Source organism: Pseudomonas sp. P39-UII1 (assembly GCF_039672635.1).
Taxonomy (GTDB): Bacteria; Pseudomonadota; Gammaproteobacteria; order Pseudomonadales; family Pseudomonadaceae; genus Aquipseudomonas.
In genome coordinates, this window is sequence record NZ_JBDFPP010000001.1 from 254960 (window position 1) to 271776 (window position 16817).

Annotated in this window: 18 protein-coding genes; 4 read left to right on the forward strand and 14 right to left on the reverse strand. The window is 64.1% G+C overall.

Going from position 1 to position 16817, the window contains the following annotated elements; genetic code table 11:
- Positions 1-27: 27 nt before the first annotated feature.
- Entirely contained in the window at positions 28-648 is a 621-nt protein-coding gene (locus ABEH27_RS01250) for an energy transducer TonB (protein WP_346611813.1), read from the forward strand.
- Positions 649-650: 2 nt separating this feature from the next.
- On the opposite strand, the gene ABEH27_RS01255 is transcribed toward ABEH27_RS01250, so the two are convergent.
- The 7 genes from ABEH27_RS01255 to ppc all read right to left on the reverse strand — a co-directional run bounded on the left by ABEH27_RS01255 (position 651) and on the right by ppc (position 7894).
- Positions 651-1337, reverse strand: coding sequence for an extensin family protein (locus ABEH27_RS01255; RefSeq protein ID WP_346611814.1), 687 nt, complete (start codon positions 1335-1337; stop codon positions 651-653).
- 6 nt (positions 1338-1343) lie between these two features.
- Positions 1344-2174, reverse strand: coding sequence for an isocitrate lyase/phosphoenolpyruvate mutase family protein (locus tag ABEH27_RS01260; RefSeq protein WP_346611815.1), 831 nt, complete (start codon positions 2172-2174; stop codon positions 1344-1346).
- A 30-nt stretch (positions 2175-2204) separates the two neighbouring features.
- A complete protein-coding gene (locus ABEH27_RS01265; RefSeq protein ID WP_346611816.1) occupies positions 2205-3074 on the reverse strand; it encodes a DUF72 domain-containing protein in 870 nt (289 codons plus the stop codon).
- A 3-nt stretch (positions 3075-3077) separates the two neighbouring features.
- Positions 3078-3365 carry a hypothetical protein gene (locus ABEH27_RS01270; RefSeq protein ID WP_346611817.1) on the reverse strand — a complete coding sequence of 96 codons (288 nt, stop codon included), beginning with the start codon at positions 3363-3365 and terminating at the stop codon, positions 3078-3080.
- A gap of 129 nt (positions 3366-3494) precedes the next feature.
- On the reverse strand, positions 3495-4169 hold the full coding sequence (gene tsaB / locus ABEH27_RS01275) for a tRNA (adenosine(37)-N6)-threonylcarbamoyltransferase complex dimerization subunit type 1 TsaB (protein ID WP_346611818.1): 675 nt from the start codon (positions 4167-4169) through the stop codon (positions 3495-3497).
- 189 nt (positions 4170-4358) lie between these two features.
- Positions 4359-5009: an adenylate kinase gene (gene adk / locus ABEH27_RS01280; protein WP_346611819.1), complete on the reverse strand. Its 651-nt coding sequence runs from the start codon at positions 5007-5009 to the stop codon at positions 4359-4361.
- Positions 5010-5266: 257 nt separating this feature from the next.
- Positions 5267-7894 carry a phosphoenolpyruvate carboxylase gene (gene ppc / locus ABEH27_RS01285; protein WP_346611820.1) on the reverse strand — a complete coding sequence of 876 codons (2628 nt, stop codon included), beginning with the start codon at positions 7892-7894 and terminating at the stop codon, positions 5267-5269.
- A gap of 170 nt (positions 7895-8064) precedes the next feature.
- On the opposite strand from ppc, the gene ABEH27_RS01290 reads away from it, so the two are divergent.
- The 3 genes from ABEH27_RS01290 to ABEH27_RS01300 all read left to right on the forward strand — a co-directional run bounded on the left by ABEH27_RS01290 (position 8065) and on the right by ABEH27_RS01300 (position 9929).
- Positions 8065-8409: a pilin assembly protein gene (locus tag ABEH27_RS01290; RefSeq protein ID WP_346611821.1), complete on the forward strand. Its 345-nt coding sequence runs from the start codon at positions 8065-8067 to the stop codon at positions 8407-8409.
- Positions 8410-8676: 267 nt separating this feature from the next.
- Positions 8677-9090: a DUF4398 domain-containing protein gene (locus ABEH27_RS01295; RefSeq protein WP_346611822.1), complete on the forward strand. Its 414-nt coding sequence runs from the start codon at positions 8677-8679 to the stop codon at positions 9088-9090.
- Between the two features lie 50 nt (positions 9091-9140).
- Positions 9141-9929 carry an OmpA family protein gene (locus ABEH27_RS01300; RefSeq protein WP_346611823.1) on the forward strand — a complete coding sequence of 263 codons (789 nt, stop codon included), beginning with the start codon at positions 9141-9143 and terminating at the stop codon, positions 9927-9929.
- A gap of 156 nt (positions 9930-10085) precedes the next feature.
- Here ABEH27_RS01300 and ABEH27_RS01305 read toward each other — a convergent pair whose 3' ends face one another.
- The 7 genes from ABEH27_RS01305 to prfB form a co-directional block, all read right to left on the reverse strand.
- Positions 10086-10412, reverse strand: a complete 327-nt coding sequence (locus tag ABEH27_RS01305; protein ID WP_346611824.1) for a hypothetical protein — start codon at positions 10410-10412, stop codon at positions 10086-10088.
- Complete coding sequence (locus tag ABEH27_RS01310) at positions 10409-11332, reverse strand: alpha/beta hydrolase (protein WP_346611825.1); 924 nt, start codon at positions 11330-11332, stop codon at positions 10409-10411. The genes ABEH27_RS01305 and ABEH27_RS01310 overlap by 4 nt, the downstream gene beginning before the upstream one ends.
- Positions 11304-12581, reverse strand: a complete 1278-nt coding sequence (locus ABEH27_RS01315) for a flavohemoglobin expression-modulating QEGLA motif protein (RefSeq protein WP_346611826.1) — start codon at positions 12579-12581, stop codon at positions 11304-11306. Before ABEH27_RS01315 ends, ABEH27_RS01310 begins: the two co-directional genes overlap by 29 nt.
- Positions 12582-12608: 27 nt before the next feature.
- On the reverse strand, positions 12609-13157 hold the full coding sequence (locus ABEH27_RS01320) for a hypothetical protein (protein WP_346611827.1): 549 nt from the start codon (positions 13155-13157) through the stop codon (positions 12609-12611).
- Positions 13158-13186: 29 nt separating this feature from the next.
- Entirely contained in the window at positions 13187-13903 is a 717-nt protein-coding gene (locus tag ABEH27_RS01325) for a TetR family transcriptional regulator (RefSeq protein ID WP_346611828.1), read from the reverse strand.
- Positions 13904-14095: 192 nt separating this feature from the next.
- Positions 14096-15598, reverse strand: coding sequence for a lysine--tRNA ligase (gene lysS, locus ABEH27_RS01330; RefSeq protein WP_346611829.1), 1503 nt, complete (start codon positions 15596-15598; stop codon positions 14096-14098).
- A 93-nt stretch (positions 15599-15691) separates the two neighbouring features.
- Positions 15692-16787 (reverse strand): peptide chain release factor 2 gene (gene prfB / locus ABEH27_RS01335; RefSeq protein ID WP_346611830.1). Its coding sequence is split into 2 segments (ribosomal slippage): positions 15692-16714 and positions 16716-16787, totalling 1095 coding nucleotides; the frame shifts between segments, so codons are not numbered across the junction.
- Between the last annotated feature and the right edge of the window lie 30 nt (positions 16788-16817).

Genomic DNA, 16817 nt, shown 5'->3' on the forward strand with positions numbered 1-16817 from the left:
TGCCAGAGCACAACGCGCGCGACTGCCATGACAGATACTCTTCCCATCGGTTTGACCTACTTGTCGCCTGTCGGCAACTACGGTCGGCAGAATACCCAGGCACTCGGGGGCGTCAGCCACCTGTGGCAGGATTTCTTTGCTCGCGCGCTGGCCGAGCAGCAAGCGCAAGAGCCCGACAGCGCCAGCCAGGCGCTGGTGCAGTACGACCAGCACAGCGGTGAGCCGATTGGCGGGGCCAAGGCCCTGGCGTTGATCGACGCCCAGCGGGCCTGCCCTGTGCACGACACCATCGTCGCACCGCCCGAGCCACTGTTTCTGCCCAAGGCTGAACTGGAAGCCAACCTGCTGGAGCCGGCCCCCGAGCCTTTCAGCACCGCCGAGATGATCCAGCAGCAACGTCAGCTCGACATCAGCAACACCTGGCTGCGCCCGGTGGTCATGAGCCAGGGCCAGCCGCTCGGCGAGCCCGGCCCGGCCCCTTCCCCGCGCCCGCTGCACCTGCCCATCGCCGAGCTTGAATTGAACCTGCTCGAACCCGCGCCGGAGCCGTTCGACGAAGCGACCATGGCCAAGCAGCAGAACGACCTGGAATTCGACATGCACTGGGCGCGCCCGGTGGTGCTGAACAACGTCCGCGCCCACGCCTGACGTCAGCGGCAGATCTGCCAGCGCCCCATGTCCAGGTGAAAGTGGTTGTGGTGCGCCGCGTTGTAATCCGGGCCCAGCACCGTACTGAAACTTTCGCAGGCGGCCTGCTGCACTTCGCGCAGAAATTTCGCCTTCTGCCCATCCGCCTGCCAGTCCCGCGCCAGCACGATGCGCTGGCCGTCCTGCAGGCGGAAGCCGCTGATGTCCAGCGCATTGGCCGTGGCGTGCTGGCTGAGCCGGCCCTGCTTGCGGTTATACACATTGCGGCAGGCGAAACTGCCCAGGTGATCCACCTGCACGACGCGCTGGCCGAACACCCGCTGCGCAGCCGGTTGCAGGCCATGGTTCTCGAACAGCGCGTAAGCCACGGCCAGCGGGCAACTGGCCAGGAAGCTGCTGCTCAAGCGCGCATCGCCTTGCTCGATGCGCCACACATTCTGCAACGGGCATTTGGCCGAGGCCGGGCTGTCGGCTTGTGCCCTGAAGCGCAGCTGGCTGGCCTCGAGCACTTGTTTGCACAAGCCCGGGTCATCGCGCAGCCGCGACAGCTTGTAAGGGGTCAGCAGGTTCGGTGCCTGGCGCACGTCCAGCGCCGCCCATGGGTTCCAGGCATCCGGCAGGCGCCAGCCCAGCAGCCAGGGCAGGCCCGCCACAAGCAGCAGGCCGCACAGCAGCACCAATGCGCGCACTGCGCCTCAGCGGCGGAACAGGTCGTTGAGCTGGGCGAACGGCAAGGCCTGCTCACCGTAGCTGAACGTGCCTTGGTCACGGATCTCCAGCGCCGCGCGCTGGAACGCCCCCAGCGCCGCTCGGGCCAGCGATGACCCAACGCTGATGCGGCGTACACCCAGGTCTTGCAACTGGTTGACGCTCAGCGGCACGCCGGCCAGCCCCATCAATACATTGACCGGTTTCGGTGCCACGGCCTGCACCACCGCGCGAATTTCGTCGACACTGCGCAAGCCCGGCGCATAGAGCACATCGGCGCCCGCTTCGGCGTAAGCCTGCAGGCGCAGGATGGTGTCGTCCAGGTCCATGCGCCCGTGCAGCAGGTTTTCTGCGCGGGCACAGAGCATGAAGGGGAAAGGCAGGCTGCGAGCTGCCTGCACCGCAGCGCGCACGCGCTCCACGGCCAGCCCGAAGTCATAGATCGGGGCGTCGCTCCGGCCGCTGGCATCTTCGATCGAGCCGCCGACCAACCCGGCCTCGGCAGCCCGCAGAATGGTCTGCGCACAGTCATCGGGCAGGTCGCCGAAGCCGTTTTCCAGGTCTGCGGCGACGGGCAAGGCCGTGGCGTCGACGATCAGCCCGGCGTTGTCCAAGGTCTCGTCCAGGCTCAAGGCCGCTTCCGCATCCGGTCGGCCCAGGCTGAAGGCCAGTCCCGCACTGGTAGTGGCCAGCGCTTCGAAGCCCAGGCTGGCCAGCAGCTTGGCGGAGCCGGCATCCCACGGGTTGGGGATGACGAAGGCGCCATCGCGCTCGTGCAGCGCCTTGAAGGCTTCGGCACGCAGGGTTTGTACATCCATGGTCACAACCTCCGGGTGGTCGGGAAAGGGTCAGAGTAGTCCCAGTTGTTCGACCTCAGGGGCGCGCGGCAATTCCGGCAGAGCTGCCAGGCCGGGCAAGCGCGTCATCAGGCGCTGGTGAAAACGCTGGGCCAGTGCGGCAGCCAGGCGGTTGTCGGAGGTATGCAGGAAAATGTAAGGGCTACGGCCTTCCTCAATCCAACGGGCGACCTTCTCAACCCAGGGCAAGAGGAAGGGTTCGTTGGCATCCAGCACGGGGTGGCCGATGAAGCGCACCTGCGGGTGCTGGCTGAACGCTGCCGGGCGCGGCGGCACCTTGGGCTTCTTGGCTTGAGCGTCGAGCACCGCGGTGTCGCGTGACGTGCAGCTGAACAGCGCGCGCGGGTCCAGGCAGATACGTTCCACGCCGCGCTCATGCAGCAGGCGGTTGAGCAGGCGCTCTTCCTCGCCTTTGGCGAAGAAGGCCTGGTTGCGTACCTCAACGGCCACCGGCACACCGATCTCATCGAGAAACTGCCCCAGTTCCGCCAGGCGCTCCGGGCCGAACTGCGCCGGCAATTGCAGCCAGTACGGCGACACTCGCTGGCCAAGGGGCGCCAGCAGCCGGGTGAAATCGCAGGCGGCTTCGAAACGCTCGCGCAGGTCGCCTTCATGGCTGATATCGCGGGGGAATTTGGCGGTGAAGCGAAAGTGCGCTGGCATCACCTGTGCCCAGCGCGCGACGGTGCCGGGCGCGGGGCGCGCGTAGAAGGTGGTATTGCCCTCGACCGCGTTGAATACCTGGCTGTACAGGCCCAGGTATTCGCGGGTTGTGGCATCAGCGGGGTACAGGTAGTCGCGCCAGGCGTTTTCACTCCATGACGGACAACCGAGAAAATAGGGCAGGGGTGATGGAATCATCCATCAAATGTACAGGTCGAGCCCCAGCACTTCCATGTCCCAATCGGTAAAACCGGCAGTACTGAGGTAGCTTGCAAGCGCGGTTGCAGTACGGCGGTCACGGGCGCGGGGGAAGACCATGTCTTGCTGGCGAGCCGGCAGGCCACCGGGGCGGCGGCGCTGCGCGGCCTCCGGAGCGACTTCGGCGTCTTCGACCAGCTCGGCATCGTCGATGCTTTCATCGCGCACCGCCGCTTTGCGCGGTGTGCGCTTGACCGGGTAGGACTGCGATGAAAAACCGTCGATACGCATGATGAGCACTCAGGACCGATGATGGCAATTTAGCAGCATCAGTGTTCCGTCGCTAATGCTCGAGTGATAACTGGACCACAGTTTGCACCAAAGGTTTTATCGACAACCGCGATAACCGACGAACAGCACTCAGCGGGCTTTGGGCGTAGCTACATTATCGCGCAGGTAAACCGGTTGCGCCTGGTCGGCGGCGATTGCCTCGCCACGCGCCCAGGCAAAGCGTGCCAGGCTGAGGATATCCAACGCGTTCGGCAGCGCCGCCGGGTTGCTGGCACTGGCCTGCACAGCGAGGCGCTCGGCGTAGCCCCAGCCAGTACCGGCGCCGTACCAGTCGCCGCTGCTGGCCTCAGGCAACGCCACGCGCTCCGGAGGCAGCACTGCTTCCTGGCCTTGCAGGCGCATCTCGCCGGCCACCGCCTTGTAGCAACCCCAGTATACTTCGTCCATGCGCGCGTCGATGGCAGCTGCCACCTGCTCGGCACCGTGCTCGCGCAGCGCGCCCTGGGCCAGCGCGGCCAGGTTGGACACCGGCAGCACCGGGCGCTCCAGGGCAAAAGCCAGGCCCTGCACCACGCCGATGGCGATACGCACACCGGTGAACGCGCCCGGGCCACGGCCGAAGGCGATGGCATCGAGGGCATTGAGCGCCACCCCGGAATCACCCAGCAGCTGCTTGATCATTGGCAGCAGCTTCTGCGCGTGCATGCGCGGGATCACCTCGTAATGGCTGGTTACCTTGCCATCATGCAGCAGCGCGACGGAACAGGCTTCGGTGGCGGTATCCAGGGCCAGCAGGGTGGTCATCGAACGGGTATCCAGGTGCGAATGAAAAGAGCGGCAGTATAGGGCACCAGCGACGTTGTGTCCCCAGGGGCCGCCGTGTGGCCTTTGCACAACAGCGCTTTGACGCGATCTCTGCAGGAGCCGTGGTTCGAGGCCTTGAAATGACTACGGCCCGCTAGCGGGCCGTTGTGATGTGCGGCAGGTGATGGATCAGCTCAGAGCTGCCAGGACCTTGGCCGTGATGGCGTCGACCGAACCAACACCTTCGATGTGGCTGTACTTAGGCTTGCCAGCATTGGCAGCCGACAGCTTCTGGTAGAACTCCACCAGCGGCTTGGTCTGGGTGTGGTAGACCGACAGGCGATGACGCACGGTTTCTTCCTTGTCGTCGTCGCGCTGGATCAGGTCTTCGCCGGTGACGTCGTCCTTGCCTTCCACTTTCGGCGGGTTGTACTGGATGTGGTAGGTGCGGCCCGAGGCCAGGTGCACGCGGCGGCCAGCCATACGGCCAACGATCTCTTCGTCGTCGACAGCGATTTCGACCACGGCGTCGATGTCGACACCGGCAGTGACCATGGCTTCAGCTTGCGGGATAGTCCGTGGGAAACCGTCGAACAGGCAGCCGTTGGCGCAGTCTGGCTGGGCGATGCGCTCCTTGACCAGGCTGATGATCAGCTCGTCGGAAACCAGCTGGCCGGCATCCATGACTTTCTTCAGTTCCAGGCCCAGCGGGGTGCCAGCCTTGACGGCAGCACGCAGCATGTCACCGGTGGAGATCTGTGGAATACCGAACTTTTCGGTGATGAACTTTGCCTGAGTACCTTTACCGGCCCCGGGAGCTCCCAGCAGAATTACGCGCATCTCGTGCTCCTCAAATTTTTTTATGAAATTCAATGGATTCGGCAACCAGGGCCAAGTCCGGAATATCGGGTATGACCATAAATCGGTCAGAAGGCTGCTCAAGATACACAGCGCCCGTCAGCCAGACAAGCGCCCCAAAGTTACAGGAATGTGCCATGCCTGCCTGCGGCTGCAGGCGGTTGCGCCCGGCGCAACCACCCTCCACACCTTACCCTGGGTAACCCGACGCCCAGGGTGGCGGGCACCGCACGATAGCCTCAGCCGGTATTGCGCAGGCCTGCGGCAATGCCCGCCACGGTGACCAGCAAGGCCTGCTCCAATGGGCTGTCCAGAGCGGCTTCACGGCTGCGCGAACGCGCCAGCAGCTCGGCCTGAAGGCGGTGCAGCGGATCGAGGTAGGTGTTGCGCAGGCTGATGAATTCCAGGGTCTCGGGGCTGTGCGCCAGTAGCACCGGCTGCCCGGTCAGGCCCAGGACCACTTGGCACGACTGCGACAATAGGTCGCGCAGATGCGCACCTAAAGGAAGCAGGCCGGGTTGCACCAGACGTTCGTCGTAGGCCTCGGCGATTTGTGCATCGGCTTTGGCCAGGACCATCTCCAGCATGTCGATGCGGGTACGGAAGAACGGCCACTGCTCGCGCATCTGCGCCAGTAACGCGCCCTGGCCACGGGCCAGCGCATTGCTCAAGGCCGTTTCCCAACCCAACCAGGCGGGCAGCATCAGGCGCGTCTGGGTCCAGCCGAAGATCCACGGGATGGCCCGCAGGCTTTCAATACCCCCGGCACGGCGCTTGGCCGGGCGGCTGCCCAGTGGCAGGCGCCCCAGTTCCTGTTCCGGCGTGGACTGGCGGAAGTACTCGACGAAGTCTGGGTTCTCCCGCACGACGCTGCGGTAGGCGTCGACGCCGTCGGCCGCCAGCTGGTCCATCAATGCACGCCAGGCCGGTTCAGGGGGTGGCGGCGGCAACAACGTGGCCTCCAGCACCGCAGCCAGGTAAAGGTTGAGATTCTGTTCGGCAATGCCCGGCAAACCGAACTTGAAGCGGATCATCTCGCCCTGCTCGGTGGTGCGAAAACGCCCCGCCACCGAACCCGGTGGCTGCGACAGGATCGCCGCATGGGCCGGGCCGCCGCCACGGCCGACAGTGCCGCCACGGCCATGGAACAACAGCAGCTCGACCTGATGTTCACGGCAGATGCGCACCAGGTTTTCCTGCGCGCGGTACTGCGCCCAGGCTGCAGCCGTGGTGCCGGCGTCCTTGGCCGAATCGGAGTAACCGATCATCACTTCCTGCGGCCCGCGCAGGCCCGCACGGTAGCCCGGCAGGCCCAGCAGCCGCTCCATCACCGGCCCGGCGTTGTCCAGGTCGGCCAGGGTTTCGAACAGTGGCACCACACGCATGGGCCGGGTCAGGCCGGCCTCCTTGAGCAGCAACTGCACGGCCAGTACATCGGACGCCGCGCCGGCCATGGAGATGACGTACGACCCCAGCGATGCGCCAGGCGCTGCGGCTACTTCACGGCAGGTGGCGAGCACTTCGGCGGTGTCGGCCTGGGGCGTGAAGTGAGCGGGGAGCAATGGCCGGCGGTTTTTCAGTTCGGCCTGCAGGAACGCGATGCGCTTGTCTTCATCCCAGTCGGCATAGTTGCCCAGGCCAAGGTAATCGGTGATCTCCGACAGCGCGTCGCGGTGCCGGGCCGCATCCTGGCGCACGTCCAGGCGACCGAGGAACAGGCCGAAGGTCACTGCACGGCGCAAGGTGTCGAGCAACGGGCCATCGGCAATAACGCCCATGCCGCATTCATGCAGCGACTGGTAGCAGAGCTCCAGCGGCGCGATCAGGTCACGGTTGTCCACCAGCACGTCGGCGCTGGCCGGTTGGTTGCTGGCCAGCGACGCATGGGCCCAGGCACGTGTCGCCCGCAGGCGGTCGCGCAATTGCTTGAGGACGGCGCGGTAAGGCTCGGCACTCTCGCCCACCCGTTCGCGTACCGCACTGCTGGCCTGCTGCATTGACAACTCGGCGGCCAGCGCATCGATGTCACGCAGGAACAGGTCTGCGGCCATCCAGCGCGCCAGCAGCAGCACCTCGCGGGTGACGGCGGCGGTGACATTGGGGTTGCCGTCGCGGTCGCCGCCCATCCATGAGGCAAAGCGAATGGGTGCAGCTTCCAGCGGCAGGTGCAGGCCGGTGGCCTCGAACAATGCCTTGTCGACCTTGCGAAGGTGGCTGGGGATTGCATGCCAGAGCGAGTGCTCGATCACCGCGAAGCCCCATTTGGCTTCATCTACAGGGGTTGGCCGGGTGCGGCGGATTTCTTCGGTGTGCCAGGCCTCGGCGATCAGCCGACGCAGGCGTTCGCGCACCTGCTCGCGCTCGGCGGGGGTCAGGTCGCGGTGGTCCTGGGCGGCCAGCTGGCCGGCGATGGCGTCGTATTTCTGGATCAGCGTGCGGCGTGCCACTTCGGTCGGGTGGGCGGTGAGCACCAGCTGGATGTCGAGCTTGGCCAACTGCCTGGCCAAGGCATCGTCCTTGTGCCCGGCCTGCTTGAGGCGTGCCAGCAGCTCGGGCAACACCCGCGCTTCAAAGGGCTCGGGCTGGTCGGCATCACGGCGGCGGATCAACTGATACTGCTCAGCCATGTTGGCGAGGTTGAGAAACTGGTTGAATGCCCGCGCCACTGGCAGCAGGTCTTCCTCGGCGAGGTCCGCGAGGGTCGAACTCAACTGCTCGCCGGCACTGCGCCGGTCGGCCTTGGCGCTGTGGCGGATGGCCTCGATCTTTTGCAGAAACGCCTCACCGTGCTGCTGGCGAATGGTATCGCCGAGCAATTCGCCCAACACATGCACATCTTCACGCAAGCGCACATCGATATCGGTCATTGGCCCTCTCTTCGGCGCGGCTCGCCCGCGCTCTGCTCCGGAAACAGCACTGGCCCAAGAGTGCCCATAGCCGGGGCGTGATGGCAAGCCGCGATCGGGCAAAGCAAACTAAAGTAAAGGCACAACAGTCCGATGCGATGCAGCCTTTGAAGGCGTTTACCGAGGTCATCATGAAAATCCGCGAACTCGCCCAGCACTGGGAACAGAATGCCGCCGGCACCCTGAGCCCGACCGGCCATAGCTTGCACCTGGACCTGGAGTCCGAAGCACGCCTGGCGGCCCTGATCGACATGTACCCCAAGCGCACCGCCGAGGAACTGCTCGGCGAACTGGTCGCCGCCGCACTCGAAGAGCTCGAGGCCAGCTTCCCTTACGTGCAGGGCCGCACGGTCATTTCGACCGATGAGGAAGGCGACCCGCTTTATGAAGACATCGGCTCTACGCCGCGCTTCCTGGCCCTTTCACGGCGCCACCTGCAGAGCCTCAGCAACACCGGCGACGACAGCGGCAACTGACGCGCCTTCCTGATGTTCCGGGCCGCCCATCGGCCCGGAATACCGCTGCTGTCAGTGGAAGTTCCATGGGAAAACCGCTGACCAATCAGTCAGAAATACTTGGTATTTTTTTCTGAACTATTCAAAAAACGCCTCAGTCAGAGCCAATAGCCATCACGCTAAAACCCTGCACACCTGCCGTTGTGCACCGTTCAGCCGACACGCGAGGCGATGCCAGGGATTGAGCGATGGACTGCTACGGACATCGTCGTTATCAGGAGTGATCCAATGGAGCTGACCACCATGAAGACCCGCACTTCGAAATTTACATCCACTCACCTGCGCGGGTTCAAGCTGGCCGCGCTGGCCCTGGGCAGTAGCCTGGTCCTGGCCGGCTGTGCAGGCAACCCGCCAACCGAGCAGTATGCCGTCACCCAGTCCGCCGTGAACTCCGCCGTCAGCGCTGGCGGTACCGAGTTTGCCGCCGTCGAAATGAAAGCGGCGCAGGACAAGTTCAAGCAGGCTGAAATTGCCATGCATGACAAGAAGTATGACGACGCCCGACGCCTGGCCCAGCAGGCCGAATGGGATGCTCGCCTCGCCGAACGCAAAGCCCAGGCTGCCAAGGCCCAGAAGGCCGTGCAGGATGCCCGCCAGGGCGTTCAGGACGTACGTGAGGAAGGCCTGCGCAGCGCTCAGTGAGCCCTGCCCTGCCCGCCTTAGCCTTCGCACTCGATCAAAGGATGAACACTATGCGCAACTACGTCATGATTCCCGCCCTGCTGGCCCTGAGCGTCGGTCTCGCTGCTTGCTCGCACGACCCGAACGCCAACCTGGAGTCGGCCCGCACCAACTTCTCGTCGCTGCAGAGCGACCCGCAGTCGAGCAAGGTCGCGGCCCTTGAAACCAAGGACGCCCAGGACTGGCTGAACAAGGCCGACAAGGCCTACATGGACCGTGAGGACACCCAGAAGGTCGACCAGCTGGCTTACCTGACCAACCAGCGTGTCGAAGTGGCCAAGCAGACCATCGCCCTGCGCACCGCCGAAGGCGAGCTGAAAAACGCCTCCGCCCAGCGTGCCCAGGCCAAGCTGGATGCCCGCGACGCACAGATCGCCAAGCTGCAGGACAGCCTCAACGCCAAGCAGACCGACCGCGGTACGTTGGTCACGTTCGGCGATGTGCTGTTCGACTTCAACAAGGCCGAGCTCAAGAGCAGCGCCTTGCCTAACGTCACCAAGCTGGCGCAGTTCCTTCAGGAAAACCCTGAGCGCAAGGTGATCGTAGAGGGCTACACCGACAGCGTCGGCTCGGCCAACTACAACCAGACCCTGTCCGAGCGCCGCGCCGCTGCCGTGCGCATGGCCCTGGTACGTGCAGGCGTAGACCCGGCGCGCATCGTCGCCCAAGGCTACGGCAAGGAGTACCCGGTGGCTGAAAACTCCAGCAACTCGGGCCGTGCGCAGAACCGCCGCGTGGAGGTGACCATCTCCAACGACAACCAGCCGGTGGCACCGCGTTCGGTAAGCCAGGCGCAGTAAGCTGGCTAGCTGAAACAAGAACCCCGCCGTGATGGCGGGGTTTTTTGTTTGTCTGTTCCGGCCTCTTCGCGGGGCAAGCCTGCTGCCACAAGTGAGGTACCTGTGGGAGCGGGCTTGCCTCGCGAAAAGGCCGGTACAGCCAAAGCAAGTGACTGCTCACTGCACCTGTTTCGGCGTCTCCTCGCCCATGCACCGCACCGCACGCTTGCGGTTGTCCACCAGCACGCCGGTCAGGCCTTTCTGTTCGGTGTCGAACAACACCAGCACGCCATCCACGCACTGCGCCACCTGCGGCGCCGGGTCGAGGGATACTTTGTAATCCTCGCCGGGAATGGTCTTGAGCATGGTGAAGTCCTGCAACAGCAGTGCATCCTCCGGTTTCGCGAAATGCAGGTAGCCGTAATACCAGAGGGCCCCCACCGTCACGATGATGCTGCCGACACCGGTCAGAATCAGCGGGATGGCGTTGCGTTCTTCACTCATTGCTTGTTCTTCTCGTCAGGGTAGTTGGGCACTTCGGCGAGCCGCCGCAGGCCGTTGAAATGGCTCGGGTCATCGAGAAAGCGCAGCATCACCTGGCGCCACACCGGGTCAGCGAACGTCTGCACGTGGCCGCCACGGGTCAGTTGCAGCACCCGCGGTGGCGGTGCGTGCTGGTACAGCCGGATGCCGTTGTTCATCGGCACCAGGTTGTCGTCGATGCTGTGGAAGAACAGCTTCGGCGGGCTACTCAGGCGCTCCACCGAACGGATCGCGCTGTCGCCATCGGGCACCAGCCAGGACAACGGCACCTGCAACGGCCAGGTCATCCATGAGGTACTCAGGGCAAACCGCCCTACATCGCGATAGCTGGCCGGCACCCCATCGAACACCAACGCGCTGAAGCGCTGGCGCTGGTCCGGGTGCTCGGCCAGGTAGTGAATGGCCATCGCCCCGCCAAGGCTCTGCCCCAGCAACACCAAGGGCTTGCCCTTGACCTCGGGTGCCTGGTCGAGCCAGGCCATGGCCGCCGCGATGTCTTCATAGACCTCCGGCAAGCCAGGCTTGCCTTGGGACAAGCCATAGCCGCGGTAGTCGATCATCAGCACCTGGTAGCCTTGCTCCGGCAGCCAGTAGCTGCCGCCAAGGTGCCCGGCCAGGTTGCCGCCGTTGCCATGCAGGTGCAGCACCGTGCCTTTGACCGCCACGCCGGCCTTGGCTGGCAGCCACCAGCCATGCAGGCGGACACCGTCCGCGGTAGAAAGGGTGACATCGCGGTACTGCAGCTTCGCCCGCTCCGGCGTGAACGGCTGGCCAGGCTCTGGGTAGAACAGCAGGCTGCTGCACCCCCCAAGCCCCAGCAGCAACATGCCTAGTGCCAGCCAGCGGCAGCGCTCAGAGAATGTTCGCGTAATCGGCTTCAATGCGATCAAGGCTCAGGTGGTTGAGGAAGTTGGAGAAGCACATCCACGCCGACAGCGCGTTGAGGTCGCGAAACTGCTCCGGCAGGTATTTGGGCGGCTCCACCAGGCCCTCTTCGACCAGCTGGCGCAAGGTGCGCATGTCTTCGAGGGTGGTCTTGCCGCAGAACAGCAGCGGAATCTGCTCAAGCTTGCCCTTCTTCACGGCCAACTGAATGTAGTTGTAAACCATGATGAAGCCTTTGAGGTAGGACAAGTCCTTGGTAAACGGCAAGCCATTGGGCACCGAACCGCGGAACACCCGGCTGGCGTTGCTGTAGCTTTGCGCCATCTCGAAGCCCTGGGCGCGGAAGAATTCGAACACCTGCAGAAAATCAGCGCCCTCCTCGACCATGTGAATGGCGCGGGTGCGGTTGGTGAGCTTGCGCAGGCGGCTGGGGTAGGAAGCAAAGGCGATCACCTCCATGAGGATCGCCAGGCCCTCCTGGGTCACCGTCGACGAGGGCGGGCCCTTGGCGAGGAAGGTGCAGATCGGCTGATTGAGCCCGTTCAGTGTGGTACCCACGTGCACCAGCCCCTCATGCACCTCCAGCGCGCGCACGTCGCGGCTGTTGAACATGGCGTCAGCGCGGACCTTGATGTAGTCGGCGCCCGCTGCAGCATCGGCGACGATGCCATCGGACTCGAACACGCGGATGGTTTCCTCGGCCTCGCCGAACACCTTGTTCAGGCGGCGCTGGAGAATGTCCACGGCCTCCTTGGCAGTGAGGTTCTTTGGCTCGTCCTTGAGGTCGCCACGGCCATCGATGTTGTTCAGGTAGTCGGAAAGCATCAGGCCCAGATCGGCCAGGGTCGGGTCGCCGGCGTGGAAGGCATCGGACGCCGCGCCGTACAGTTCCTGGGAGATCAGGCCGAAGTCTTCGGTGCCGCGCGCTTCGAGCATGCGCACCACCATGCGGTACTCCTTGCACATGCGCCGCATGATCTGCCCGACCGGGTTGAACTGGCCGAGCCGACGGGTGATGTCGCGCTCGATGCTCTGGAACTCGGCCTTGACCGCGCTGGAATCGAACGACAGCGGGCGCGACTGGTAATAGGCGCGGTCTACCGCGGGTGGCTCCTTGCCCTTGGACTTGAGGAAGCCCTGGCGAATGCTGTCGTCCCACTTCACCGCATCCAGCACGCGGATCGGGGTCTGCGCCGCGACAATGCGGTCGGACAGCGCGCGTATGGTCTGCTGATACTCGTCCACCGGGGACTCCTTGAAATCAGATCCTGGCTATTTGCCGCTGCGCTGGAAGCGTGCCACCTCGACGAACAGGTCGGAGTTGGCCGGGTCATCCAGGTAGGCCAGCACCCGCGCGGACGGGCTGTCGATCAGCACGCCTGCGCCGTTGTCTTCGGGTACCTCGGTGCTGTGCCCGCTCAGCTCCTTCTTCTCGACCGCCTGCTGCACCTGCTCGACGTCGAGGTTGTATAGCACCAGCTCCTTGCCATCGACGATATCGAAGCCGCCGATCAGGAAATTGCCACCCAGGCGCTTGGGCACACCGGCCGAGAGGTACCAGCGGTTGCCGTGGCGCGATACGGTGAACACATATTCTGCAGGTTTCTTGCCCTTGGCCGTAGCCACGGCCTTGTAGGCATCGGCGCCACTGCGGCTGATGACCAGTTTCAGCGGTTCGCCCCAGGCATCCTTGCTGCTCCACTGGCCGAGCAGGGCCTTGGGCGCCGCCTGATTACTCGGCAGCGGCTCATGGAAGGTCACCAGACAACCGCCCAGCAGCAGGAATGACAACGTCAACAACACCACACGCCAGGCTTTCATCAGGTTCTCCTTGAAAGTTCGGACTGTGCTCAGGCCGATGCCAACACCAGGTGCAGGTAACGGGTAAGCATAGCGAGCATCTGCCCATCGGCTTGCGCATCGGCGTCCTTGAGCAGGCCCTGATATTCCATCTGCTCGATAATCGCCGTCAACATCTGGGCGTCCTGTTCCGGCTGCTGCGAGCCGACGACCTGCAAAAGCTGCCGCGTGCCATGCAGCAGAATCTGCTCATGGGCACGCACCAGCTCGGCCAGGCGCGGGCACAGCAGCGCCTCCTGGCGGAAGGCCTGTTCGGCCATCATGAAGTCGCGACGGTTGAGCAACTGACGGGATACATAGTCGGCGGTCATGCGTGCCACTTCGTCGGCCAGCCGCGCCCGCGATTGCGCGCTGCCATCGCCCTGGGCCAGCAGCTGGCGCAGGACCACTTCGGTATTGGCCCAGAGCTTGGCCATGTAGGCGGCGCTGCGCTCGACGTACTGGGCGAAGGTATCGGTGAGCAGGTCCTCGATATCCTTGAAATAGTAGGTGGTGGCCGACAGCGGCACGCCCGCCTCGGCGGCCACCGCACGGTGACGCACGCCACGCACGCCATCACGCACGACGATGCGCATGGCGGCGTCGAGGATCAGCTGGCGACGCTGTTCGCTGCCTTGGCGGGCGGTCTTGCGACCCTGGTATTGCACGCTTTCGGCGACGGCGGTGGCAATGCCGGCGGCGCCTTGCTGGGCGGTTGCGGGGGTCACGGGTGTACCTCATCGATCTTGGGGTGACTGTACCGGTCCTATCGCCGGCAAGCCGGCTCCCACAGCTACCCCACTGTATTCAAGCGCGGTGCGGTACCTGTGGGAGCCGGCTTGCCGGCGATAGGACCTGACAGACAACATAAGGTTTCAGGCAAGAAAAAGCCGCCTCGTAAGGCGGCTTGTTCAAATGGCTCAGGCCTGTGGACGCATGTGCGGGAACAGGATCACGTCGCGAATCGACGGCGAGTTGGTCAGCAGCATCACCAGGCGGTCGATGCCGATGCCTTCACCGGCGGTCGGCGGCATGCCGTATTCCAGGGCGCGAACGAAGTCGGCATCGTAGTGCATGGCTTCGTCATCACCGGCGTCTTTCTCGGCCACCTGGGCCAGGAAGCGCTCGGCCTGGTCTTCGGCGTCGTTGAGCTCGGAGTAGGCGTTGGCGATTTCGCGGCCACCGATGAACAGCTCGAAGCGGTCGGTTACAGCCGGGTTCTCGTCGTTGCGGCGCGCCAGCGGCGAGACTTCGAACGGGTACTCGGTGATGAAGTGCGGCTGCTCCAGCTTGTGCTCGACCAGCTCTTCGAAAATCATCACCTGCAGCTTGCCCAGGCCTTCATGGCCGAGCACCTTGGCACCGGCTTTCTTGGCGATAGCACGCGCCTTGTCGACGTCCTGCAGGTCGGCGGCAGTCAGCTCAGGGTTGTACTTGAGGATCGAGTCGAACACCGACAGGCGCACGAACGGCTCGCCGAAGTGGAACACCTTGTCGCCGTACGGCACGTCGGTGCTGCCCAGTACCAGCTGCGCCAGCTCGCGGAACAGCTCTTCGGTAAGGTCCATGTTGTCGTTGTAGTCGGCGTAGGCCTGGTAGAACTCGAGCATGGTGAACTCGGGGTTGTGCCGGGTCGATACGCCTTCGTTACGGAAGTTGCGGTTGATCTCGAAGACCTTCTCGAAGCCACCGACCACCAGACGCTTGAGGTACAGCTCCGGCGCGATACGCAGGAACATGGCCATGTCCAGGGCATTGTGGTGGGTTTCGAACGGCTTGGCCGCGGCACCACCCGGGATGGTCTGCAGCATCGGCGTTTCGACTTCGAGGAAGTCGCGCTCGGTGAGGAACTTGCGGATGTGCGAGATCACCTGCGAACGCACACGGAAGGTGTGGCGGGTTTCTTCGTTGACCATCAGGTCGACGTAGCGCTGACGGTAGCGCTGCTCGGTGTCGGTCAGGCCGTGGTGCTTGTCGGGCAGCGGGCGCAGCGACTTGGTCAGCAGGCGCACGTTGGTCATTTCGACGTACAGGTCGCCTTTGCCGGAGCGCGCCAGGGTGCCCTCGGCGCTGATGATGTCGCCCAGGTCCCAGGTCTTGACGGCGGCCAGGGTTTCTTCCGGCAGGGTCTTGCGGTTGACGTAGACCTGGATGCGACCGGTCATGTCCTGGATCACCATGAACGAGCCACGGTTGAGCATGATGCGCCCGGCAACCTTGACCGGAATCGCTGCAGCTTCCAGTTCTTCCTTGGTCTTGTCGGCGTACTGCTTCTGCAGGTCGTTGCAGTAGCTGTCGCGACGGAAGTCATTGGGGAAGGCATTGCCCTTGGCGCGCTCTGCGGCAAGCTTTTCCTTGCGCAGGGCGATCAGGGTGTTTTCTTCCTGTTGCAGGTCTTGCGATTCGGTCTTGAGGTCGCTCATGTCGTCATTCTTTCCATCAGGTATTCGTTGCCCTTGTCGGGCAGGGCACGCGATGCCGGCAGGCAGCCGGGCATCGCGGCGGTGGTGTGCGGCTTACAGCCCCTGCTTGAGGCTCGCTTCCAGGTACTGGTCGAGGTCGCCGTCCAGAACCTTCTGGCAGTCGCTGCGCTCTACGCCGGTACGCAGGTCCTTGATGCGGGAGTCATCCAGCACGTAGGAGCGGATCTGGTGGCCCCAGCCGATGTCCGACTTGCTGTCTTCAAGCGCCTGGGAAGCGGCGTTGCGCTTCTGCATTTCCAGCTCGTACAACTTGGCCCGCAGCATTTTCATGGCGGTGTCTTTGTTGGCGTGCTGGGAGCGTTCGTTCTGGCAGGCCACCACGGTGTTGGTAGGCACGTGGGTGATACGCACCGCAGAGTCGGTGGTGTTCACGTGCTGACCACCGGCACCCGAGGAGCGGTAGGTGTCGATACGCAGGTCGGACGGGTTGATGTCGATCTCGACCTTGTCGTCGATCTCGGGCGACACGAACACCGCCGAGAACGACGTGTGACGACGGGCGCCGGAGTCGAACGGGCTTTTGCGCACCAGGCGGTGCACGCCGATCTCGGTGCGCAGCCAGCCAAACGCGTACTCGCCCTTGATGTGCACGGTGGCGCCCTTGATACCGGCGACCTCGCCTTCGGAGAGCTCGATGATGGTGGCGTCGAAACCGCGCTTGTCGGCCCAGCGCAGGTACATGCGCAGCAGGATGTTGGCCCAGTCCTGCGCTTCGGTACCGCCGGAGCCGGCCTGGATGTCCAGGTAGGCGTTATTCATGTCCATCTCGCCGCTGAACATGCGACGGAACTCAAGCTGTGCCAGGTTCTCTTCCAGGCCTTGCAGCTCGGTCACGACGTCGCTCACGGCGTTTTCGTCATTTTCCTCGACGGCCATGTCGAGCAGGTCCTTGCAGTCGGCCAGGCCGCCGGACATCTTGTCCAGGGTCTCGACGACCTGCGCCAGCATGGCGCGTTCGCGGCCCAGGGCCTGGGCATACTCGGGCTTGTTCCACACGGCTGGGTCTTCCAGCTCCCGGTTGACTTCGATCAGGCGGTCATGCTTTTGATCGTAGTCAAAGATACCCCCGAATGGACTGGGAACGCTCGGTGAGGTCCTTGATGGTGTTCAGAATCGGTTGGATTTCCATGGGCGCGCGGCTCTCGTACGAATTCGGTGA